Origin of the sequence: Actinomycetospora sp., assembly GCF_036497245.1 — a bacterium.
Classification (GTDB): domain Bacteria; phylum Actinomycetota; class Actinomycetes; order Mycobacteriales; family Pseudonocardiaceae; genus Actinomycetospora.
Map to the genome: position 1 here is coordinate 36,249 of NZ_DASXJS010000279.1, position 19,530 is coordinate 55,778.

At 73.3% G+C, this 19,530-nt stretch carries 15 protein-coding genes; 7 read left to right on the top strand and 8 right to left on the bottom strand.

All coding sequences use genetic code 11. From position 1 onward, the window contains the following. Nucleotides 1-163 precede the first annotated feature (163 nt). The 6 genes from VGI02_RS28270 to VGI02_RS28295 all read left to right on the top strand — a co-directional run bounded on the left by VGI02_RS28270 (nt 164) and on the right by VGI02_RS28295 (nt 7,130). Nucleotides 164-1,342: an acetyl-CoA C-acetyltransferase gene (locus tag VGI02_RS28270; RefSeq protein ID WP_331633275.1), complete on the top strand. Its 1,179-nt coding sequence runs from the start codon at nt 164-166 to the stop codon at nt 1,340-1,342. A gap of 152 nt (nt 1,343-1,494) precedes the next feature. Then, nucleotides 1,495-2,583, top strand: a complete 1,089-nt coding sequence (locus VGI02_RS28275) for an S-(hydroxymethyl)mycothiol dehydrogenase (RefSeq protein WP_331633277.1) — start codon at nt 1,495-1,497, stop codon at nt 2,581-2,583. After that, nucleotides 2,580-3,224, top strand: a complete 645-nt coding sequence (locus VGI02_RS28280) for an MBL fold metallo-hydrolase (RefSeq protein ID WP_331633279.1) — start codon at nt 2,580-2,582, stop codon at nt 3,222-3,224. Before VGI02_RS28275 ends, VGI02_RS28280 begins: the two co-directional genes overlap by 4 nt. Nucleotides 3,225-3,301: 77 nt before the next feature. Then, complete coding sequence (locus VGI02_RS28285; protein WP_331633281.1) at nt 3,302-4,336, top strand: gamma-glutamylcyclotransferase family protein; 1,035 nt, start codon at nt 3,302-3,304, stop codon at nt 4,334-4,336. Nucleotides 4,337-5,070: 734 nt separating this feature from the next. Continuing rightward, nucleotides 5,071-5,940 (top strand): ABC transporter ATP-binding protein, encoded by an 870-nt coding sequence (locus VGI02_RS28290; RefSeq protein WP_331633337.1) that lies wholly within the window; start codon nt 5,071-5,073, stop codon nt 5,938-5,940. Next, nucleotides 5,937-7,130 (top strand): ABC transporter permease, encoded by a 1,194-nt coding sequence (locus VGI02_RS28295; protein ID WP_331633283.1) that lies wholly within the window; start codon nt 5,937-5,939, stop codon nt 7,128-7,130. Before VGI02_RS28290 ends, VGI02_RS28295 begins: the two co-directional genes overlap by 4 nt. A 13-nt stretch (nt 7,131-7,143) precedes the next feature. Here VGI02_RS28295 and VGI02_RS28300 read toward each other — a convergent pair whose 3' ends face one another. Together VGI02_RS28300 and VGI02_RS28305 are read right to left on the bottom strand one after the other, a co-directional pair. Then, complete coding sequence (locus VGI02_RS28300; RefSeq protein WP_331633285.1) at nt 7,144-8,685, bottom strand: acyl-CoA synthetase; 1,542 nt, start codon at nt 8,683-8,685, stop codon at nt 7,144-7,146. A gap of 4 nt (nt 8,686-8,689) precedes the next feature. After that, entirely contained in the window at nt 8,690-9,478 is a 789-nt protein-coding gene (locus VGI02_RS28305; protein ID WP_331633287.1) for an SDR family NAD(P)-dependent oxidoreductase, read from the bottom strand. 185 nt (nt 9,479-9,663) lie between these two features. Here VGI02_RS28305 and VGI02_RS28310 point away from each other — a divergent pair, with 185 nt between their 5' ends. Next, entirely contained in the window at nt 9,664-10,284 is a 621-nt protein-coding gene (locus VGI02_RS28310) for a TetR/AcrR family transcriptional regulator (RefSeq protein ID WP_331633289.1), read from the top strand. A gap of 1 nt (nt 10,285) precedes the next feature. Here the strand turns inward: VGI02_RS28310 and VGI02_RS28315 are convergent, their stop codons facing one another. From VGI02_RS28315 to VGI02_RS28340, 6 genes are all read right to left on the bottom strand, one after another. After that, nucleotides 10,286-11,686, bottom strand: a complete 1,401-nt coding sequence (locus VGI02_RS28315; RefSeq protein WP_331633291.1) for a cryptochrome/photolyase family protein — start codon at nt 11,684-11,686, stop codon at nt 10,286-10,288. Nucleotides 11,687-11,743: 57 nt separating this feature from the next. Beyond that, on the bottom strand, nt 11,744-12,829 hold the full coding sequence (locus tag VGI02_RS28320; protein ID WP_331633293.1) for a phosphotransferase: 1,086 nt from the start codon (nt 12,827-12,829) through the stop codon (nt 11,744-11,746). Continuing rightward, nucleotides 12,826-13,749 (bottom strand): DUF7064 domain-containing protein, encoded by a 924-nt coding sequence (locus VGI02_RS28325; RefSeq protein ID WP_331633295.1) that lies wholly within the window; start codon nt 13,747-13,749, stop codon nt 12,826-12,828. Before VGI02_RS28325 ends, VGI02_RS28320 begins: the two co-directional genes overlap by 4 nt. Before the next feature lie 136 nt (nt 13,750-13,885). Further along, complete coding sequence (locus VGI02_RS28330) at nt 13,886-16,885, bottom strand: AfsR/SARP family transcriptional regulator (protein ID WP_331633297.1); 3,000 nt, start codon at nt 16,883-16,885, stop codon at nt 13,886-13,888. Nucleotides 16,886-17,032: 147 nt separating this feature from the next. Continuing rightward, nucleotides 17,033-18,334, bottom strand: a complete 1,302-nt coding sequence (locus tag VGI02_RS28335; RefSeq protein ID WP_331633299.1) for a citrate synthase — start codon at nt 18,332-18,334, stop codon at nt 17,033-17,035. A gap of 230 nt (nt 18,335-18,564) precedes the next feature. Continuing rightward, on the bottom strand, nt 18,565-19,500 hold the full coding sequence (locus tag VGI02_RS28340; protein WP_331633301.1) for a carbohydrate kinase family protein: 936 nt from the start codon (nt 19,498-19,500) through the stop codon (nt 18,565-18,567). Nucleotides 19,501-19,530: the final 30 nt, after the last annotated feature.

Below are 19,530 nucleotides of genomic sequence, written 5' to 3' on the forward strand. Positions count from 1 at the left end.
ACGGGACCCGGCGCGAGCCCTTAAGCGGGCGCGGTCGCGCAGGTAGGTTCGGGACCCTGGTGCGTCCCCGGGACGCGCAGCGGGGCCGAGGACCGGCCCGCCTGATCGAGCACGGCCCGCCGTCGTGCCACGTTCGAGAACCCGTATCGCCCAGGAGGAAGTCATGCCCGGCTCCGTCATCGTCTCCGGCGCCCGCACGCCGATCGGCAAGCTCTCCGGCGCGTACGCCGGGATCTCCGCGCAGCAGCTCGGCAGCACCGCGATCGCCAAGGCCCTCGAGCAGGCCGGGCTCTCCGGCGACCAGGTCGAGTACCTGATCATGGGCCAGGTCATCCAGGCCGGAGCGGGGCAGAACCCGGCCCGCAAGGCGGGCACCGACGCGGGCCTCCCGATGTCGGTGCCGTCGTTCACGCTGAACAAGGTCTGTCTCTCGGGCCTGGACGCGATCGCGATCGCCGACCAGATGGTCCAGGCCGGGGACTACGACGTCGTCGTCGCCGGTGGCATGGAGTCGATGACCGAGGCGCCCTACCTGCTGCCCAGGGCCCGCCGCGGCTACAAGTACGGCGGCGGCACGATCCTCGACGCCACCGAGTTCGATGCCCTCACCGACGTCTTCGACCAGGAGTCGATGGGCGCCTCCACCGAGCGCTTCTCGAAGGCGATCGGCCTGAGCCGCCAGGCGATGGACGAGTTCTCCGCCTCGTCGCACCAGCGCGCGGCCGACGCGGCCAAGAACGGCCGGTTCGACGCCGAGCTCGCGCCGGTGTCGGTGCCGCAGCGCAAGGGCGACCCGCTGGTCGTCACCGAGGACGAGGGCGTGCGCGGCGACACCACCGCCGAGGGCCTCGGCAAGCTGCGCCCGGCCTTCGACAAGGAGGGCGCCATCACCGCGGGCTCCTCCTCGCAGATCTCCGACGGTGCCGCGGCCGCGGTCGTCATGTCGGAGAAGAAGGCGAAGGAGCTCGGGCTCGAGGTCCTCGCCCGCATCGGGCACCACGGCTGGGTCGCCGGCCCGGACAACTCACTGCTCTCGCAGCCGTCGAACGCGATCCTCAAGGCCCTGGGCCGCGAGGGCCTCGAGGCCAAGCAGCTCGAGATGCTCGAGCTCAACGAGGCGTTCGCGGCGGTCGCGCTGCAGTCGACCACCGAGCTGGGCGTCGACCCGGAGCGCGTGAACCCCGACGGCGGCGCGATCTCGCTGGGCCACCCGGTCGGCATGTCCGGCGCCCGGATCGCGATCCACCTGGTCCACGAGCTGCGGCGCCGTGGCGGTGGCATCGGTGCGGCGGGTCTGTGCGGCGGCGGCGGCCAGGGCTCGGGCCTGATCCTGCACGTCTGATTCCCGGACCTCCACGCGAGCGGTCACCCCCGGGTGGCCGCTCGCGTGCTGTCTCGACCCGGACGGTCGAGGCGGGGACCGCGCGTGAGACGGGCCTCACGTGGCACCCTGCGCATGAACGTATGAGCCGTGACACGTCTGGGAGGGCGAAGATGCCGCAGGAGGTCCGGGGAGTGGTGTCCCGGGAGAAGGGCAAGCCGGTCACCGTCGAGACGATCGTGATTCCCGACCCGGGGCCGGGCGAGGCGGTCGTCGCGATCCAGGCGTGCGGGGTCTGCCACACCGACCTGCACTACCGCGAGGGCAACATCGAGGACGCCTACCCGTTCCTGCTCGGCCACGAGGCCGCCGGGAAGGTCGAGGCGCTCGGCGAGGGCGTGACGGGCCTCGAGGTCGGCGATTTCGTCATCCTCAACTGGCGTGCCGTGTGCGGGGTCTGCCGCGCCTGCCGCATGGGCAAGCACCACCTCTGCTTCGACACCCACAACGCCGCGCAGCCGATGACGCTCAAGGACACCGGTGAGGAGCTCAAGCCGGCCCTGGGCATCGGCGCGTTCGCCGAGAAGACCCTGGTGCACTCCGGGCAGTGCACGAAGGTGAACCCGGACATCGACGCCGCGCAGGCCGGTCTCATCGGCTGCGGCGTCATGGCGGGCACCGGCGCCGCCATCAACACCGCCAAGGTCGCGCGCGGCGAGACCGTCGCGGTGATCGGTTGCGGCGGCGTCGGCGACGCGGCGATCGCGGGCGCGGCCCTGGCCGGCGCGACGACGATCATCGCGGTCGACACCGAGGACCGGAAGCTGGAGTGGGCCAAGGGCTTCGGCGCCACCCACACCGTCAACGCCAAGAACACCGACCCGGTGCAGGGCATCCGTGACCTCACCGGCGGCTTCGGCGCCGACGTCGTCATCGACGCCGTCGGCATCCCGGCCACCTGGAAGCAGGCCTTCGAGGCCCGCGACCTCGCCGGCCGGCTCGTGCTGGTCGGGGTCCCGTCGCCGGACATGAAGCTGGAGACCGACTTCCAGCCGTTCTTCTCGCACGGCGGGTCGTTGAGCTCGTCCTGGTACGGCGACTGCCTGCCGAGCCGCGACTTCCCGATGCTGGTCGACCTCGCGCTGCAGGGTCGCTTCCCACTCGACAAGTTCGTCACCGAGCGGATCTCGCTCGACGAGGTCGAGCAGTCCTTCGACAAGATGCACCACGGTGACGTGCTGCGTTCGGTGGTGATCCTGTGAGCGCCGAGCAGGTCGGTGAGGGCGTCGAGTACCTGTCGACGTCCGGGCAGTTCCAGATCGACGGCAAGTCGTTCGACGTGGACAACAACGTCTGGATCATCGGCGACTCGTCCGAGGTCGTGCTCATCGATGCGCCGCACGACGCGGACGCCATCAAGAAGGCGGTCGGCGACCGCGACGTCACGGCGATCCTGTGCACCCACTCGCACAACGACCACGTGAACGCCGCGCCGGCGATCGCCCAGGCGTTCGAGGCGCCGATCCTGCTCAACCCCGACGACAAGGTGGTCTGGAACCTCACCTATCCCGACCGCGAGCCGGACGGGACGCTCTCCGACGGCGAGACGTTCACCGTCGGCGGGGTGACGCTGCGGGCGATCGCGACGCCGGGGCACTCGCCGGGGTCGACGTGCTTCTACGCCCCGGACCTGGGCACGCTGTTCGCCGGCGACACGCTGTTCAGCGGCGGCCCGGGGGCCACGGGCCCGTCGTACTCCGACTTCGACGTGATCATCGAGACGCTGCGGAACAAGCTGTTCACGCTGCCCGGTGACACCATCGTGCGCACCGGGCACGGCGACATCACGACGATCGGTGACGAGGCCCCGCGCCTCGAGGAGTACCGCGAGCGGGGCTACTGAGCACGCGGGAGACGCAGCACGCCGACAGCGAGTACCCGGCCGACCCCTATCCCGGGGTCGCGCCGGGTTTCTCGTTCGTGCACCTCGACGCCCTCACCCACCGGTTCCGACCCGACGCGGGGGCGCGCGGCGGCTGGGACGTCTCCGGCACCCCGATCGACACGTGGCTCGCGGCGCACGGCGCGCCACCGCTGGCTGAACGGGTCCCGGTGCTCGCGTTCGGCTCCAACCGCTGTCCCTCGAAGATCACCTGGCTGCGCCACGAGCTGGGCCTGCGCGGTCCCGTGGTGGCGCTGCGGGCCGAGGTGTCCGGGGTGGCGGCGGTCTGGGCGGCCGGGTGGCGCGCCCGTGACGGCGCCCGCCCGGCCACGCTCGCCGTCGTCCCGGCCGCCGCCGAGACCCACCACGTCTGGCTCGCCACCGCGGAGCAGGTCGGCGTGCTCGACCGCTGCGAGGGCCGCGGGCAGCGCTACGCCCTCGCCTGGATCCGCGCCGCCCGGATCGCCGACGAGCGCGGCGCCCGGCTCGACCCGGTGCTCGCCTACTGGCCCGCCGACCCGGTCCGGGCGCCGCTGCTCGTGGACGGCGCGCCCGTCCGCTGCCGCGACGTGGCCCAGGACGACGCGCGGGCGCTCGACGGCGTCCCGGGCGAGATCGAGCCCGCGGCGGCCACCGTCGTGGAGGACGGCGTCCCGGACCCGCGCGGCTGGCCGGCCCGCGTGTTCGTCTACGGCACCCTGGCGCCCGGGGCGTCCGCGTGGTGGCGGCTCGCCCCGGCCGCTCGGACGTCGTGGCCAGCCGTCACCGCCGGGCAGGTGTACGACACCGGACGGGGCTATCCCGCGCTCGTCCGGGACGGGGACGCGCTCGCCCGGGGGCACGTGGTGGAGCTCGCCGACCCGGTCTCGGCGCTCCCGGCGCTCGACGCGTACGAGGGCCCGGACTACCGGCGCGAACGGGTCGCCGTGTACCGCGACGCGAACGCGGCCGAGCGCGCCGAGGCCGCTTCCTCGACGGCGGGGTCGGGGGCGTCCGCCGAGCTCTGCTGGGCGTGGGTGTGGGACGGACCGGCAGGCGACTGGCCCGTCGTGTCGGGGTCCTGGCGGGACTGATCGGCGGCGCCCGCCTCCTCGACGAGCGCGTGGCGGGGGCCGGTCAGGGACGCGCCGGTGGACACCGTGATCCGACCTGCGGCGGGGACCAGCAGGATGCGGTCGGGCCCGGGGCGGCGGGGCTCGGTCTCCGCATCGTCGCCTGCCGGCTGGTCGGCGCCGGACCGCGGGGCGGGCACGACCAGCGCCCGGAGGGCCTCGCGACGGGGGCCCACGGCCGGGTGGGCCACCAGGCCCGCACCGAGTGCCCGCGGTCCCGCACCGAGTGCCCGCGGTCCCGTCCGGTGGCGCAGCGACGTCGCCCGGACCAGCAGCGCGAACCCGGCGACCAGCGCGATCACCGCGACGCCGAAGGCCACCGCGGCGAGCAGCGGCGAGTGCAGGCGGGGAGCCTGCGTCACGGCGAACGGCACCGCCGCGATCAGCAGTGCGACCGTGACCACGACGACGACCAGTAGCCGCACCGCACCCCACCCCCCAGCGCGCCTGCCCGGCGCTCGGTCGGCCGGGTCCGCGCGGGAACCCGACGATCAACGGAACATGCTGCTCCGTGCGGGCGCACCGGCGGAGCACCCGTTCGGGGGCGGTCTCGTCACGATCGAGTGGCTCCGCTCCACATGGACACCGACGTCGCAGGTGAGGGAAAGTGACGCCCCTGATCGAGATCGGGGGCGCGGGTGCTGGAGATCGACGGCGTGTCCAAGCGCTACGGCGACGTGCGCGCACTCGTCGACATGGGTTTCACGGTCCGCCCGGGTGAGCTCTTCGGCTTCGTGGGCGCGAACGGCGCGGGGAAGACGACGACGATGCGGATCGTCCTCGGCGTGCTCGCCGCCGACAGCGGGGAGGTCCGCCTCGACGGCCGGCCCGTCGACGCCGAGCGGCGCAGGCGGATCGGCTACATGCCCGAGGAGCGCGGTCTCTACCCGCGGATGGCCGTGGGCGAGCAGCTGCGCTATCTCGCCGAGCTGCACGGTCTCTCGGCCGGCGACGCGCGTCGCTCGACGGAGCGCTGGACCGAGCGCCTCGGGGTCGCGGGCCGCCTCGGCGACGAGGTGCAGAAGCTCAGCCTCGGCAACCAGCAGCGCGTGCAGCTCGCCGCCGCGCTCGTGCACGAGCCTGACGTGCTCGTGCTCGACGAACCGTTCTCCGGGCTCGACCCGGTCGCCGTCGACGTGATGAGCGAGGTGCTCCGCGAGCGGTGCGCCGCCGGCGCCCCCGCGGTGTTCTCGTCCCACCAGCTCGACCTCGTGGAGCGTCTCTGCGACCGCGTCGGGATCGTCCGGGACGGCTCGCTCGTCGCCGAGGGGACCGTCGAGGCGTTGCGCGCCGGGGCGGGCACCGACGTCCTCGTCGACGCCCCCGCCGCCCGGTCGGGCTGGGCCGACGGCGTGCCGGGCGTCGTCTCCGCGCGGAGCGAGGGCGAGTGCACCGTCGTCACCCTGGAGCGCGGCGCCGACGACCAGCCGCTGCTGCGCGCCGCGCTGGCCACCGGGCCGGTGCACGGGTTCAGCCGACGCCGCGCCACCCTCACCGAGCTCTTCCGGGACACCGTCGCGGACCGCGCCGTGGCGAGCGCCCAGCGCCCGGAGGAAGCCGCGTGACCGTCCCGCGATCGCTGCGCACCGTCGCGCTCGTCGCCCGCCGCGAGTTCCTCTCCCGGGTGCGCGGGAGGGCGTTCATCGTCAGCACCGTCGTGATCCTCGTGGTGCTCGTCGGGTACGCCCTGTTCGTCGGCTCGCTGGGGTCGCGGTCCTCGGGGGCGAAGTCGGTGACGGTGGCCCCGGAGACCGCCGCGCTCGTCCCCGCACTGCGCGCGGTGGCCGCCGACCAGGGCCGGGCGGTCACCGTCGAACCGGTCGCCGGCGACGCCGCGGGCCGGGCCCGCGTCGCCGCCGGGAACGCGGACGCGGCGCTGTCCGGGGCACCCGGTCAGCCCCGGGTCGACGTCGACGAGTCCCTCCCCGACGACCTGCAGGCCGTTCTCGCCCCGGCCGCGGCCCGGGTGGCCCAGGAACAGGCGCTGGCCGCCCGGGGCGTCGATCCGGCGGTGCTCGCGACGGCGGCGGCCGGCTCGGCCCCGGTGGTCGTCGCGGCCCGGCCCGAGGACCCGGCGCAGGGCCTGCGGATCGGGCTCGGCGCCTTCGGGGCGTTCCTGCTGTTCTTCTCCATCCAGACCTACGGCGCGATGGTGGCGCAGGGGGTGGTGGAGGAGAAGGCCAGCCGCGTGGTGGAGCTCGTGCTCGCCACCGTCCGGCCCTGGCAACTGCTGCTGGGCAAGGTGTTCGGGCTCGGCGCGGTGGGGCTCCTGCAGCTCGTGATCCTCGGCGCCGTGGGTCTGACGGTGGCCGGTTTCGCGGGGCTGCTGGTGGCCGGGGTGGGCCTCGTCGGGACGCTCGTGTCGGTCCTCGTCTGGTACCTGCTCGGGTTCGCGATGTACGCGACGATCTACGCGGCACTCGGCTCGCTGGTCTCCCGCCAGGAGGACACGCAGAGCGTGCTGACCCCGGTGTCGATCGTGGTGCTGATCGGCTGGGTCGCCGGGTTCAACCTCGTGCTGTCCGCTCCCCGCTCCCCCGCTCTCACGGTGCTCTCCCTCATCCCGCCGTGGTCGCCGCTGACGATGCCCGCGCGGGTCGCGCTGGGCGGGGTGCCGGTGTGGCAGGTCGTGCTGGCGTTCGTGCTGACCCTCGCGTTCACCGGCGGCGTGCTGGTGCTCGGCGGGCGGATCTACGCGCGCTCGGTGCTGCGCACCGGCGCGCGCGTGTCGCTGCGCTCGGCTCTGCGGGACTAGGTGGCCTTCGGCCTCACCTGGCCGAGGGCCACCTGTCCTTGACCTCGGTCTTGAGCACCTTCCCGACGGTGGAGCGGGGCAGGTCGTCCCAGAACAGCACCTGCTTCGGGGCCTTGACGCTGCCGATGCGCTCCTTGGTGAAGGCGATGAGCTCGTCGGGCTCGACCGTCGAGCCGGACCGGACCTGGACCGCGGCGACCACCCGCTCCCCCCACTTGTCGTCGGGCAGCCCCACCACCGCGCAGTCGGCGACCGCGTCGTGGGCCATCAACGCCTGCTCGACCTCGGCCGAGTACACGTTGAACCCGCCGGTGATCACCATGTCCTTCGCGCGGTCGACGATGAACAGCCACTCGTCGTCGTCGAGGTAGCCGACGTCCCCGGTGTGGTGCCAGCCGTGCGCCGAGACCTCCGCGGTCGCCTCCGGGTCGTGGTGGTAGCCCGCCATGACGAGGGAACCGCGGATCACGATCTCGCCGCGCTCCCCCGGCCCGAGCAGGGACCCGTCCTCGGCCATGATCGCCACCGTCACCAGAGGCGACGGATGCCCCGCCGAGGCGAACCGCTCGTGCGCGAGCGTCCCGTCCTGGTGGCGGTGCTCGGCCGGGCTCATCGTCGAGACCATCATCGGGGCCTCGGACTGCCCGAAGAGCTGGGCCATCGGCCCGATCCGCTCGCAGGCCTCCGCCAGCCGGGCCGTCGACATCGGCGCGGCGCCGTACCAGAAGCACTGCAGCGAGCTCAGGTCCGTGGCGTCGAGGTCGTGGTGGTCGAGCACCATGTAGATCAACGTCGGTGGCAGGAACGTGTGCGTCACGTGGTGCCGCGCGACCAGCTCGAGGAAGCGCCCGACGTCGGGGGCAGCCATCACGACGATCTCCCCGCCCTGCGCGAGGATCGGGAAGCAGAGCACCCCCGCGGCATGGGTGAGCGGGGCGAGCGCGAGGTACACCGGCCGCCGTCCGAGCGGGTAGGACATCAGCGTGATCGCCGACATCGTCTCGAGGTTCCGGTCGGTGAGCTCGACGCCCTTGGGCCTGCCGGTGGTGCCGCCGGTGCCGACGAGCGCGGCGAGCCCGTCACCGCCCTCGTCCACCACGGGATCCTCCGCCGCGGCGGCCAGCCACGCGTCGAACCCGACGGCCCCCTCGACGTCGGGCTCCGGATCGTCGAGGCAGACGAGCGTGGTCAGGGCCGGGAGCTTCGGCGCGATCTCCGCGACCAGCGAGGCGAACTTCGCCTGGAACACCAGCGCGACGCAGCCGAACAGTTCCAGCAGCTCCCGGTTCTCCCCCGCCGCGTTGCGCGGGTTGATCGGGCACCACACCGCGCCCGCTCGAGAGATCCCGAAGACGCACGTGAACGACGTCGGGTGGTTGGCCGACAGGATGCCGACCGGGTCCCCGGGGGCGACGCCGGAGCGGCGCAGCGCCCGGGCCACGTCGTAGGACAGCGTGACGACCTGCGCGTAGCTGCGGGTCTCGCCGTCGAGGGTCAGGCAGGGGGCGTCGCCACCGAGCGACGCCCCCTTGTCCAGGTAGGACGCCAGGGACATCAGGTCACATGCCCATGCCGCCGTCGACGGGCAGCCCTGCGCCGTTGACGAAGCGGGCGGCGTCGGAGGCGAGGAAGACGACGGCGTCGGCGATGTCGGAGACCTCGCCGAGGCGGCCCGAGGGAGTCAGCCCGACGACAGCGCCGACGGCCTCCTCGGGGCTCGGGAACAGGCCCAGCCCCGACGTCTCGACCGCGAGCTTCTGGCCCATCGCGGTGGGGATGAGGCCGGGGTAGACGCAGTTCACGCGCACGCCGTAGCCGAGCTTGCCCGACTCCGCCGCGGCGATGCGGGTGAGCCGGTCGACACCGGACTTCGACGCGGAGTACGCGCCGATCGCGGGGAAGGCGATGGTCGCCGCCACCGAGGAGACGTTCACGATCGCACCACCCGCGCCTGCGGGCCCACCCGGGCGCATCGCACGGAACGCGTGCTTGATGCCCAGCATCGTGCCGATCAGGTTGACCTCGAACAGCCGGCGGACGTCGTCGGGCTCGGTGTCGACGAGCAGCTGGGTCACCTCGAGCCCGGCGTTGTTCACCACGACGTCGAGACCGCCGAGGTCCGCGACGGTCTGCGCGACGGCGGCCTCCCAGCCGGCGTCGTCGGTGACGTCGAGGGCGACGAAGTGCGCGCCGATCGAGGCCGCCGTCTTCTCGCCGAGGTCCTTCGCGACGTCCGCGATCATCACCGCGGCACCCGCCTCGCTCAGCGCACGGGCCATGCCCTCGCCGAGACCCTGGGCTCCGCCGGTGACCAGCACCCGGCGCCCCGTCAGATCGAACGCTCCCACCCTCGCTCCTCCCTGCCGGTCCCCGCGGAGGAGCCGGCACCTCGTCGTGCGACGTGGATCACAGTAGGGAAGGCCCTGAACGACCGTCAAGATTTTTCGTGACAAGCGTCCAGAAATTCTCGGACGAGCGTCCAGATCCGTGGGATACGATCGGTGGTCTCGGAGCCTGCCAGGAGAGCCACCACGTGACCAGCACCGATGCCGCCGGCCGGGCCACCCGGAAGCCCGTCGACAAGTTCGAGGACCGGCGCCGCCAGCTCGCGGACGCGGCCCTCCAGACGCTCGCGACCCTCGGGTACGCCCGGACGAGCCTGCGCGACATCGCCCAGAACTCGGAGTTCAGCCACGGGGTGCTGCACTACTACTTCCGCGACAAGGTCGAGCTGATCACCTACTGCGTGCAGCGGTTCAAGACGCAGTGCGTGGAGCGCTACGACGCGATCGCCACTCACGCCACCGAGGCCGACGCGCTCGCCAGGGACGCCGGGGACGGGCTCGCCGCGACGCTCGAGGGCGACGCCGAGCTGCACCGCATGTGGTACGACCTGCGCTCGCAGTCGATGTTCGAGGAGTCCTTCCGGCTCGACGTCGCCGACATCGACGCGAGCCTCGAGCGCATGATCTGGCGCATCGTCGCCACCTACGCCCGCCTCGTCGGCCGCGAACCGGCGACGACGAGCGCGACCGCCTACGCCGCCTTCGACGGGATCTTCCAGCAGGCGCTGATCCGCCACCTGTCCGGGGACGCCGAGGCGCTCGACGACCTGCGCGCCGGGACCCGCGTGCTCCTGGAGCGGCTGGTCTGACTCACAGGGCCTGGAAGCGGGTGAGGGCCTCCTGGCGCTCGGTCTTGTGGTCGACCATCGGCGCCGGATAGCCCTCGGGCGGCGAGGAGAGCTTCCACGGTTGGTGGATCTTCTTGCCCGCCAGCCCCTCGACGTCGGCGAGCTCGGGCACCCAGCGGCGCACGTACTCGCCCTGGGGGTCGAACCGCTCCCCCTGGGTCACCGGGTTGAAGATGCGGAAGTAGGGCGCCGCGTCGGTGCCCGATCCCGCCGCCCACTGCCAGCCGTGCTGGTTGGACGCGAGGTCGCCGTCGGCGAGCAGTTCCATGAAGTGCTTCGCCCCCCACCACCACGGCAGGTGCAGGTCCTTGACCAGGAACGACGCGACCGCCATCCGCATCCGGTTGTGCATCCAGCCCTCGCCGCGCAGCTGGCGCATGGCGGCGTCGATCGCGGGATAGCCGGTCCGGCCCTCCTGCCAGCGCTCGAACTTCTCGTACCCCTGCTTGCCGGTGTCCAGGGTGATCCGGTCGAACTTGGTGTCGAAGTTCTTGCGGGCACTCTCCGGGAAGAACCAGAGCACCTGTGCGTAGAAATCCCGGAAGCACAGCTCGTTGCGGTACGACGTCGGGCCGGTGCCGTCGCCGGTGAGGTCGGCGAGCAGCGTGCGGGGGTGGATCGTGCCGTACTTCAGGTGCACCGACATCCGTGAGGTGGCGGGCCGGTCCGGACGGTTGCGCAGCTCGTCGTAGTCGGCGAGGTGCTCGTCGACGAACGCCTCCCACTGCTCGCGCGCGGCCTGCTCGCCTGCGGCGGGCAGCTCGGCGTCGACGGGCTCGTCGTCGGGGATCGGCACCGCCTGCGGGCCGCTGGGACCACCGCCCGAGGACTTCTCCGCCGGGTCGATCCACGCGAGGGTGGACGCGTCGGAGTCGGCCGGGGCCCGCCAGCCGTGCTGCGTCCACTGGCGGCTGAAGGGGGTGAAGACCTTGTACGGGTCGCCGTCGGACTTCGTGATCCGCCCGGGCGCCACCGCGTACGGCGAGCCCGTCCGCACCAGCTCCGCGCCGTGCTCCCCCAGTGCCTTCTCGACGGCCTCGTCGCGCTTGCGGCCGTACGGCCCGAAGTCGGCGGCGACGTGCACCGAGCCGGCCCCGACGGCCCGCGCGACCCGCGGGACGACGTCGGCAGGATCGCCCCGGACCACGAGCAGCTTCCCGCCCAGCGCCTCGTCGAGCGCCCGCAGGCACCGGTAGAGGAACGTCCGCCGGGCCGGGCCCGACGGGTCCAGCAGCGCCGGGTCCAGCACGAACAGCGCGAGACCGCGGGAGGCGCGCTCGGCGGCCTCGAGGAACGTCGGCTGGTCGTGCACCCGCAGGTCCCGGCGGAACCAGACGACAGCCGGGGAGTCGGACGGAGACATGACATGCAGGTACCCGCCCCCGCCGTCGTCACCCGCCCCGTTTCGCGCGAACGGCGCTCACCGCGCCGCGAGCACGGCGAAGCTGTCCAGGTCGCGGGTGTGCGCGGCGGCCCGCGCGATCCAGTCGCGCCACATGCGGTCGCCGCGCTCACTGCGCTTGACCGCCCCGAGCCCGAAGACGCCGGTCTGCAATGCGTGGATCGCCTGGAGCCGGTAGTCCGTCCAGGCCTGCTCGGCGGTGTAGTCGTCGACCCCGTGCGCCACCAGGGCGCGCTGGTAGGTGCCCACGAGGTCGCGCTCGTGCTCGCGCCGGGTCTCGGTGGCGAGGCTGGTCCCGAGGAAGTAGGCGACGTCGATGGTCCCGGGGCCGTAGCCGACCCCCTGCCAGTCGAGCAGCGCGACGGGCCGGGCGCCCGCGTTGACGTCGAAGAGGATGTTGTCCGCCCGGAGGTCGCTGTGCCACAGGCACTGCGGCGTGTTGAGCACGTCCTTCCAGGCCTCGAGGTGGTCGTTGAGCTTCGCGGCCTCCTCGATGTCGGCCTGCGGGACGAGGTCGCCGTAGGTGTCCGCGAAGCTGGCGGTGAGCCCGGGGAAGGCATCGGTGACACCGACGAAGGAGGTGCTCGTGCCCGCCAACCAGTCGACCGCGGCGAGCTCGCTGCTGCGCCAGGACCCCGCGTGGACCGCGGCGATCTGCTCGAGGACGGTCGCCGCCTCGTCGGCCGTGCAGCCGACCAGCTGGTCGACGATCCGGGCCGGCGAGAGGTCCTCCATGAGCAGGACGAACTCGGTCTCGTCCGCCGCCAGCGCGGCGTGGACCGGGGTCGGTACCGCGATCGACAACGTCGTCGCGATCTCCTCGTAGAACCGGATCTCGTTGCGGTAGTAGCCGGAGCGGCGGCCGAAGTCGCGGCTCGCGGCGTCCTCGGACGGGAACTTCCCGACGACGGTGGCCGGACCCGCTCCGGCGGGCTCGTACTCCAGGCTGAAGCGATAGGAGTCCGCGAGCTGGCCGGTCCCGCACGTCTCGCGGGTGACCCGGGTGACCGTGCCGTCCCGCAGCGACCCGGCCGCGGTGAGCACCCCGGCGAGCCAGGCGGCGTCGACATCGCCGACGGCCACCACGTCCTCGGCGCCGCTCATCGTGCTGCTCCTTCGCCCAGGTTGGCCTCGTAGTAGTCCGGCGGCCAGGCCATCTCGGCGTAGGCCACCGCGGGGGCGCCCTCGATCTCGGCCGTCCCGACGATGTCGAACAGCCGCAGCCGCGGGCTGATCGGGTAGTCGAGCTCGGCGGTCGGGGACACCAGCCGCGCCGTGGTGGTGCGCCCGGCGTCGTCGGTGAGGGTCGCCGCGAGACGGCGGTGGTAGAAGTCGGCGTCGAGATCGAAGTCGAAGTCGACCGCGAGGATCTCCGCCATCTCACCGTCGCGGTACACGTAGCCACGGGCGGTGGTCCGACCGAAGCCGTGCAGGTCCATCACGTGGATCGAGGCGTCGTCGGACAGGAAGTTGATCCACTTGTAGTGCAGCGTCCCGCCCCACGCGCGGGCGCCGAACGAGTGGTCGCGATGACAGGGGGCGTCGAACTCGATGTCCTGCCCGTCGATGCGCACCGTGCCCCGCGCGCGCCCGCCCTGCTCGATGCGGTCGTCGGCGTAGTACAGCGGGAACTGCTCCCGGTGCGAGCTGTAGGCGTAGGGCTCGTGGATCGAGTCGAAGGTGAAGTCGAGGGACATCCGCGGGCCCTCGTAGCGCACCGACTGCCGGTGCAGCGGCTTGAGGTGGGAGAAGCTGAGGTACCCGGCCTTCCAGTCGTCGAAGCCCATCGCGTCCGGCACCGGGATGTCGTCGGTGCGCTCGAAGAGCGGCTCGGCCAGCCGGGGGCCGAAGGCGATGCCGGCGGTGCCTGCGTTGCCGTGGGCGTCGACCCACGTGTAGGCGACCAGCCCGAGCCCCTCCGCGGCCAGGGGGATGACCCAGACCAGGGACTCGCGCATGAACGCCCGGGCCGGATCGAGCCGGTGTCTCTCGTCGTGCTCGCGCGGGAGCTCGCGGATGGGCACGGATTCCTCCTGGGTCTCTCGGAGCGGGTCGGCGTCCCGTGCTCGTCCGGAGGGCCGTCGTGCGCCCACCCGCCATCGGCACCGGGTGACGCGGGACACGCTAGGGCCGGGGTGTGAACGGAGCCGTAACCGCTGCTCAGCGACGGAGCTCGGTCAGCAGCCGCCGGGTCGAGGCGGACGGTTCGGTCGGCAGCTCGGCGAGCCGGTCACGGCAGTCGCGGTAGAGGGCGATGACGCGGTCGTCGTGCCCGAGGGCGGACGCGGCCCGCATCGCCAACCGCCACGCACTCTCGCGGTAGGGGTCCTCGGCGAGCACCCGGTCGACGTGCGTGCGGCACGCGTCCATCTCCCCGAGCCCGAGCGCGGTGCCTGCCGCGCCGAGGCGCACGTCGAGCGCGAGCCGGTGCAGGCCCACCCGCCGGGTCACCACCCAGTCCCCGCGCGAGCCGGGGAAGTACTCGCCACCCCCGACGACGGCGAGCGCCCGCTCCGCGGCCTCGAGGCCGGGGCGGTCGCGCAGGCGCAGGGCGAGCCGCGCGGCGCTCTCGAACTCGATCGAGTCGCTCGTCAGCCGACCGGAGACCCACTGCACGCGCTCGCCTCCCGACTCGAGGGCGCCTTCCCCGGCCCCGGCGGCGACGAGGGCGTCACGCAGTCGCTTCAGGCTCTGGCGCAGGTAGGACCGGGCGCGCTCGTCGGTGTCGTCGAACAGGTCCCGCAGCAGGGTCGTCTTGTCGAGGGCGCCGCCGGCGGCGGCCAGGCGGGCGAGCACCTCCGAGCTGCGTCGCAGGCTGAGCGCGACCGAGCGGCCGAGGTAGGACAGGGCGGGAGTGCCGAACTCCTGGAGCCGCGAGCCCGTGGCCGGAGCGGCGGCGATCCGAGGCCGTTCGGTGGAGAGCACACGGCCGAGCGCGTGCCACGGCGAGTCGGCGACGGGCTCCGCGTCGAGCCGGCGGGTGAGCACGGCCGGGTACTCGTGCAGGGCCCGCAGCAGCAGGTGGTCCGAGCCCTGGATCCGGGCGGCGGCGAGAGCGTGGTCGGCCGCGGTGTCGGCGGCCCCCTCGTGGCCGAGGCGCCACTCGACCTCCGCCAGGTACACCCCGGCGGAGGGCAGGAAGAACTGGTGGTCCCAGTCGAGCATCGTCGCGACGGCCCGCCGCAGGTGGGTGGCGGCGAGGGCGGCATCGTCGTCGAGCAGGCAGGCCAGCCCGTGCCACAGATCCACCTGCTCGACGACGCGCCGCCGGCGGGCCGCACCCGGGTCCTCGGCCACCCGGTCGAGGGCCGCCCGGGCCGCGGCGGCGTCGCCGCGGACCCGCAGGGCCAGGGCGGCGGCCTGCAAATGGTGCAGGGCCAGGCAGTAGGGGCTGCTGCGGGCGGCGGCCACGCGCCCGCGCTCGAGGAGGGCGAACGCCTCGTCGGTGCGGCCGGAGTCGGCCAGCAGGTCGATGGCGTTGCGCGTCATGCCGGGCGACCGCTCCGGCTCGGACCAGCCCTCGAGCAGGGCGAGCGCCTCGTCGTGGCGCCCGACGGCACCCAGCGCCGCGATCCGGCTCGAGCGCGCCGCCGCGCACGGGACCGGGTCGGCCTCGAGCAGGCGCGGGAACCGCCCGTGGATGAGGTCGTGGCGGTGCAACAGGCCGTCGAGCGTGCCGCCACGCTCGGCCGGCCGGTCCCGGTAGTGCTCGGGACGGTCGGCGATATCGATGGCGAGGGTGACGCTCCAGGCCTCCCGGGCCGGACCGGGCCGGGCGTGGCCGATGACCGCGAGGGCGTCCTCGAAGCGCCCGACGTGCAGGTAACAGGTGCCGATGATCCCGGCCAGGTCCGGATCGAGCTGCTCGCCGGCCGCGGTCGCGCGCAGCATGCCCAGGAGGCGCTCGGCGGCCATCGCGCCCGCGGCCCACGCCTCACCTTCCAGCGACACGGCCAGCTCGGCACGGGTGAGGGCCTCGGAGTGCTGGAGGGTCGCCCGCCGGAAGGCACGCAACCAGCCGGCCGCGAGCGCGACGTCGCCCCGGCCCAGCACCACGTCCATCGCCTCGGCCCCCGCCGCCTCGGCCGCGTCGAGGTCGCCCGCGGCCAGGAACGCCTCGACCGCGTCCTCGACGCGCCCCAGATCGAGCAGCAGGCGACCATGCGCCCCGTGCAGCGACGCGACCTCCTCCTCGTCGCGCGCCTCCAGCCGCCACCGCAGGAACTCCCGGAACCGGGGATGGCAGCGCATCTGCTCGCCCCCACCGGTGAAGCAGGCCGGGACGTGCCGGGAGCGGAGGTCCGCCATGATCGCTCTCGCGCGCCGCTGACCCAGCCGAGCGGCGAGCCCCGGAGTCACCTCGGCCAGCAACGAGGTCGCTTCCAGGAACCGCCGATGCCCCTCGGGGAGCCCGGCCATGATCTCGGTCGACAGGTAGCCGTGCAGGGGGTCGGCCCCGCCGTGGACGTGGCCGGGCGAGCGCCGTGCCTCGAACAGCACGCCGGCCACCCAGCCACCGGTCGCGCGGACCACCTCGGCCGGATCGCCGCCGGGCCACCCGAGGCGTTCGAGCACCTGGCCCGCCTCTGCCGCGTCGAGCGCCAGGTCGGTCTCGGTGACGCAGCCGACGCCGTCGAAGGGCCGGGCGCTGCCGAGCACGAGCGGGACGTCCCGGCGGGACACGAGCACCGCGCGCGCGGCGGGGTCGAGAGCGCGCAGGAAGGCCGAGAGGGTCAGGCGGGCCGAGTCCGACTCGACGACCCGGTCGACCTCGTCGAGCACCAGCACCAGCGGGGTCGTCCCGAGCCCCTCCGCGAGCCGTGCTGCCGCCTCGACGTCCGTGCCTCCGGCGGCGCGGGTGTCCTCCCCGGCGGGGCCCGGGCGACCGGCGATCCCGTCGAGCGCCTCCTCGAGATGGAGCAGCAGCCGGCCGGGCTCGGCGTCGGTGGTGTCGAGGGTCAGCCAAGCGGTGGCGCACGGGAGGTCGGCGACCGCATCGGCGACCGCGGTGGTCTTGCCCGCGCCGGCCGTCCCGAGGACCCAGACCAGGGCGTGGTCCTCGAGACACGATCGGATCCGGGCCCGGGGACCGGGCCGGGGCACCACGTGGGCGCGCGGGGAAGGCGGCTGCAGCCTCGCCCGGAGACCGGCCACGTCCACGCCTCCGAGCAGCGGTCACGGCACCGTTGACGCGCACGATCCTAGCGTGACGCGCGCCACGGTCCAGCCCGACGACGGGCGTCCGCGGCTCCCGGCGACCGACCGGGCCGGACCACGTCCGACCCGGTCAGCGCGACCCGGGAAGGGTCAGCGCTTGTCCATCGGCACGAACTCGCGCTCCGCCGGGCCCGTGTAGACCTGCCGCGGGCGACCGATACGGGTGTCCGGGTCCTCGATCATCTCGCGCCAGTGGGCGATCCAGCCGGGGAGGCGCCCGATGGCGAACAGGACGGTGAACATCTCCGTCGGGAAGCCCATCGCCTGGTAGATCAGGCCGGTGTAGAAGTCGACGTTCGGGTAGAGCTTGCGCTCGACGAAGTACTCGTCGTTGAGGGCGTAGTCCTCGAGCTTCATGGCGATGTCGAGCAGTTCGTCGCCGCCGCCCAGCTTCTCGATGATGCCGCGGGCGGTGTCGCGGACGATCGCCGCGCGCGGGTCGTAGTTCTTGTAGACCCGGTGCCCGAAGCCCATGAGGCGGACGCCGGGCTCCTTGTTCTTGACCTTCTTGACGAAGTCGTCGGTGTTGCCGTGGTTGTCCCGGATGCCCTCGAGCATGGACAGCACCGCGGCGTTCGCGCCGCCGTGCAGCGGGCCGAACAGGGCGTTGATCCCGGCCGAGATCGACGCGAAGAGGTTGGCCTGCGAGGAGCCGACCATGCGCACCGTCGACGTCGAGCAGTTCTGCTCGTGGTCGGCGTGCAGGATGAACAGCATGTCCAGCGCGCGGGCGACCTCGGGGTCGACCTCGTAGGGCTCGGCGGGGAGGCCGAACGTCATGCGCAGGAAGTTCTCCACCAGGTTGAGCGAGTTGTCCGGGTAGAGGAACGGCTGGCCGATGGAGTTCTTGTAGGCGTAGGCCGCGATCGTCGGGACCTTCGCGAGCAGGCGGACCGTCGAGAGGTCCACGTTCGGCTCGTCGAACGGGTCGAGGCTGCGCTGGTAGAAGGTCGACAGCGCGGATACCGCGGAGGAGAGCACCGGCATCGGGTGCGCGTCCACGGGGAAGCCGTCGAAGAACTTCTTGAGGTCCTCGTGCAGCATCGTGTGCCGCTGGATCTGCTGGGTGAAGTCGGCCAGCTGCGACTCGGTGGGCAGCTCGTCGTAGATCAGCAGGTAGCTGGTCTCGACGAACGTCGAGTTCTTGGCCAGCTGTTCGATCGGGTAGCCCCGGTAGCGCAGGATTCCGGCGTCGCCGTCGATGTAGGTGATGTCGGAGCGACAGGACCCGGTGTTCACGAAGCCCGGGTCGAGGGTGATCAGGCCGGTGTCGCCGAGCATCTTGCCGAGCTGGACACCGGAGGCACCCTCGGTGGCCTCGACGATCTCCATGGTGTGCTCGCCACCCGGGTAGGACAGGGTGGCGGTGCGCTTCTCGCCGTCGTCGGCCATGTCGTGCATCCCTCTTCACGCGTCTCGTGCGGGAGGGCTTCTCGAGGCCGGGGGACGGCGCCGGCCCGGGCCCGGATCGACGGTCGGTCACCCCGGGGGACGGGAGCGGCGTCACCCCGAGGCGAACTCCCGCGGGTGTGGGGCGTCGTACGCAGGCCGAACCGTAGCGCTCGCCGCGCGATCACCGCAGCACGGAGTCCGGTGCCGCATGACGTGGTCCCGGTCACGATTCAGCTGCCCGGCTCGGACCCGCCCCCGAGCTCCGCGCGCGTCGGCGGTTCCGCGCCGGCCCGCGAGCAGGTCCACCCGGCGACCCGGGCCGCGAACCCCAGGGCGTCCCGCCACCCGCCGGGCCCGAGAGCGGCCAGGCGGGTGCGGTCGAGCAGGTCGTGGGAATGCAGGTACGCGAGCAGCGCCGAGTGCACCGAGTCGCCGGCCCCGATCGTGTCGACGACCGGCCGTGACGTGTCCGCTCCGACCGCGACCTCACCGTCGCGGGTCCGCACGACGAGCCCCTCGGCCCCTCGGGTCACGACGACGGCGGTCGCGCCCGCGGCGAGCAGGTCCGACGGCGAACGACCCCACCACCGGGCGTCCTCGTCGGAGAGCTTGACGAGCCCGGCGCCGCCGGCGATCGCGTCGAGGCGGGTGCGGACCCGGTCGGGGTCGGTCACCAGGGCCTCGCGGATGTTCGGGTCGAGGCTGACGAACACCCCCGCCCCGGCCGCCCGGCGGGCGAGATCGGCGTAGACCGACGCGCCCGGCTCGAGCACCAGCGACAGGGTCCCGAGGGCGAGTGCCGCGGTGTCCGCGGGGAGCTCACCGGGGTCGGCCACCAGCCGGTCCGCGGCGCCGGCGACGTGGAAGGAGTACCGCGCGGCGCCGCTCTCGTCGATGGTCACCACCGCCAGCGTCGAAGGCTCCTCACCCCGCTGGACCAGCGCGTCGTCGACGTGCGAGTCCCGCAGCCGGGCCAGCAGTGCGTCGCCGAACGCGTCGGTCGAGAGCCGCGTCAGCATCGTCGCCGGGGTCCCGAGGCGTCCCAGCCCGACCGCGACGTTGTACGGACCGCCACCCAGGCGCGGGGCGAGCGGCGCCAGTGGGCTCCGCTCGACCGGCACCAGATCGACCAGCGCCTCGCCGCCGACCACCACGCGACCCTTCATGGTCGAGCTCCGCTGCGCTGCGTCCCCCCC

Excerpts from the sequence above, each read along its gene's own strand:
- VGI02_RS28270 (WP_331633275.1), top strand. The coding sequence starts at position 164 with ATGCCCGGCTCCGTCATCGTCTCCGGCGCCCGCACGCCGATCGGCAAG.
- VGI02_RS28275 (WP_331633277.1), top strand. The coding sequence starts at position 1,495 with ATGCCGCAGGAGGTCCGGGGAGTGGTGTCCCGGGAGAAGGGCAAGCCG.
- VGI02_RS28290 (WP_331633337.1), top strand. The coding sequence starts at position 5,071 with ATGGGTTTCACGGTCCGCCCGGGTGAGCTCTTCGGCTTCGTGGGCGCG.
- VGI02_RS28300 (WP_331633285.1), bottom strand. The coding sequence starts at position 8,685 with ATGTCCCTGGCGTCCTACCTGGACAAGGGGGCGTCGCTCGGTGGCGAC.
- VGI02_RS28315 (WP_331633291.1), bottom strand. The coding sequence starts at position 11,686 with ATGTCTCCGTCCGACTCCCCGGCTGTCGTCTGGTTCCGCCGGGACCTG.
- VGI02_RS28320 (WP_331633293.1), bottom strand. The coding sequence starts at position 12,829 with ATGAGCGGCGCCGAGGACGTGGTGGCCGTCGGCGATGTCGACGCCGCC.
- VGI02_RS28335 (WP_331633299.1), bottom strand. The coding sequence starts at position 18,334 with ATGGCCGACGACGGCGAGAAGCGCACCGCCACCCTGTCCTACCCGGGT.
- VGI02_RS28340 (WP_331633301.1), bottom strand. The coding sequence starts at position 19,500 with ATGAAGGGTCGCGTGGTGGTCGGCGGCGAGGCGCTGGTCGATCTGGTG.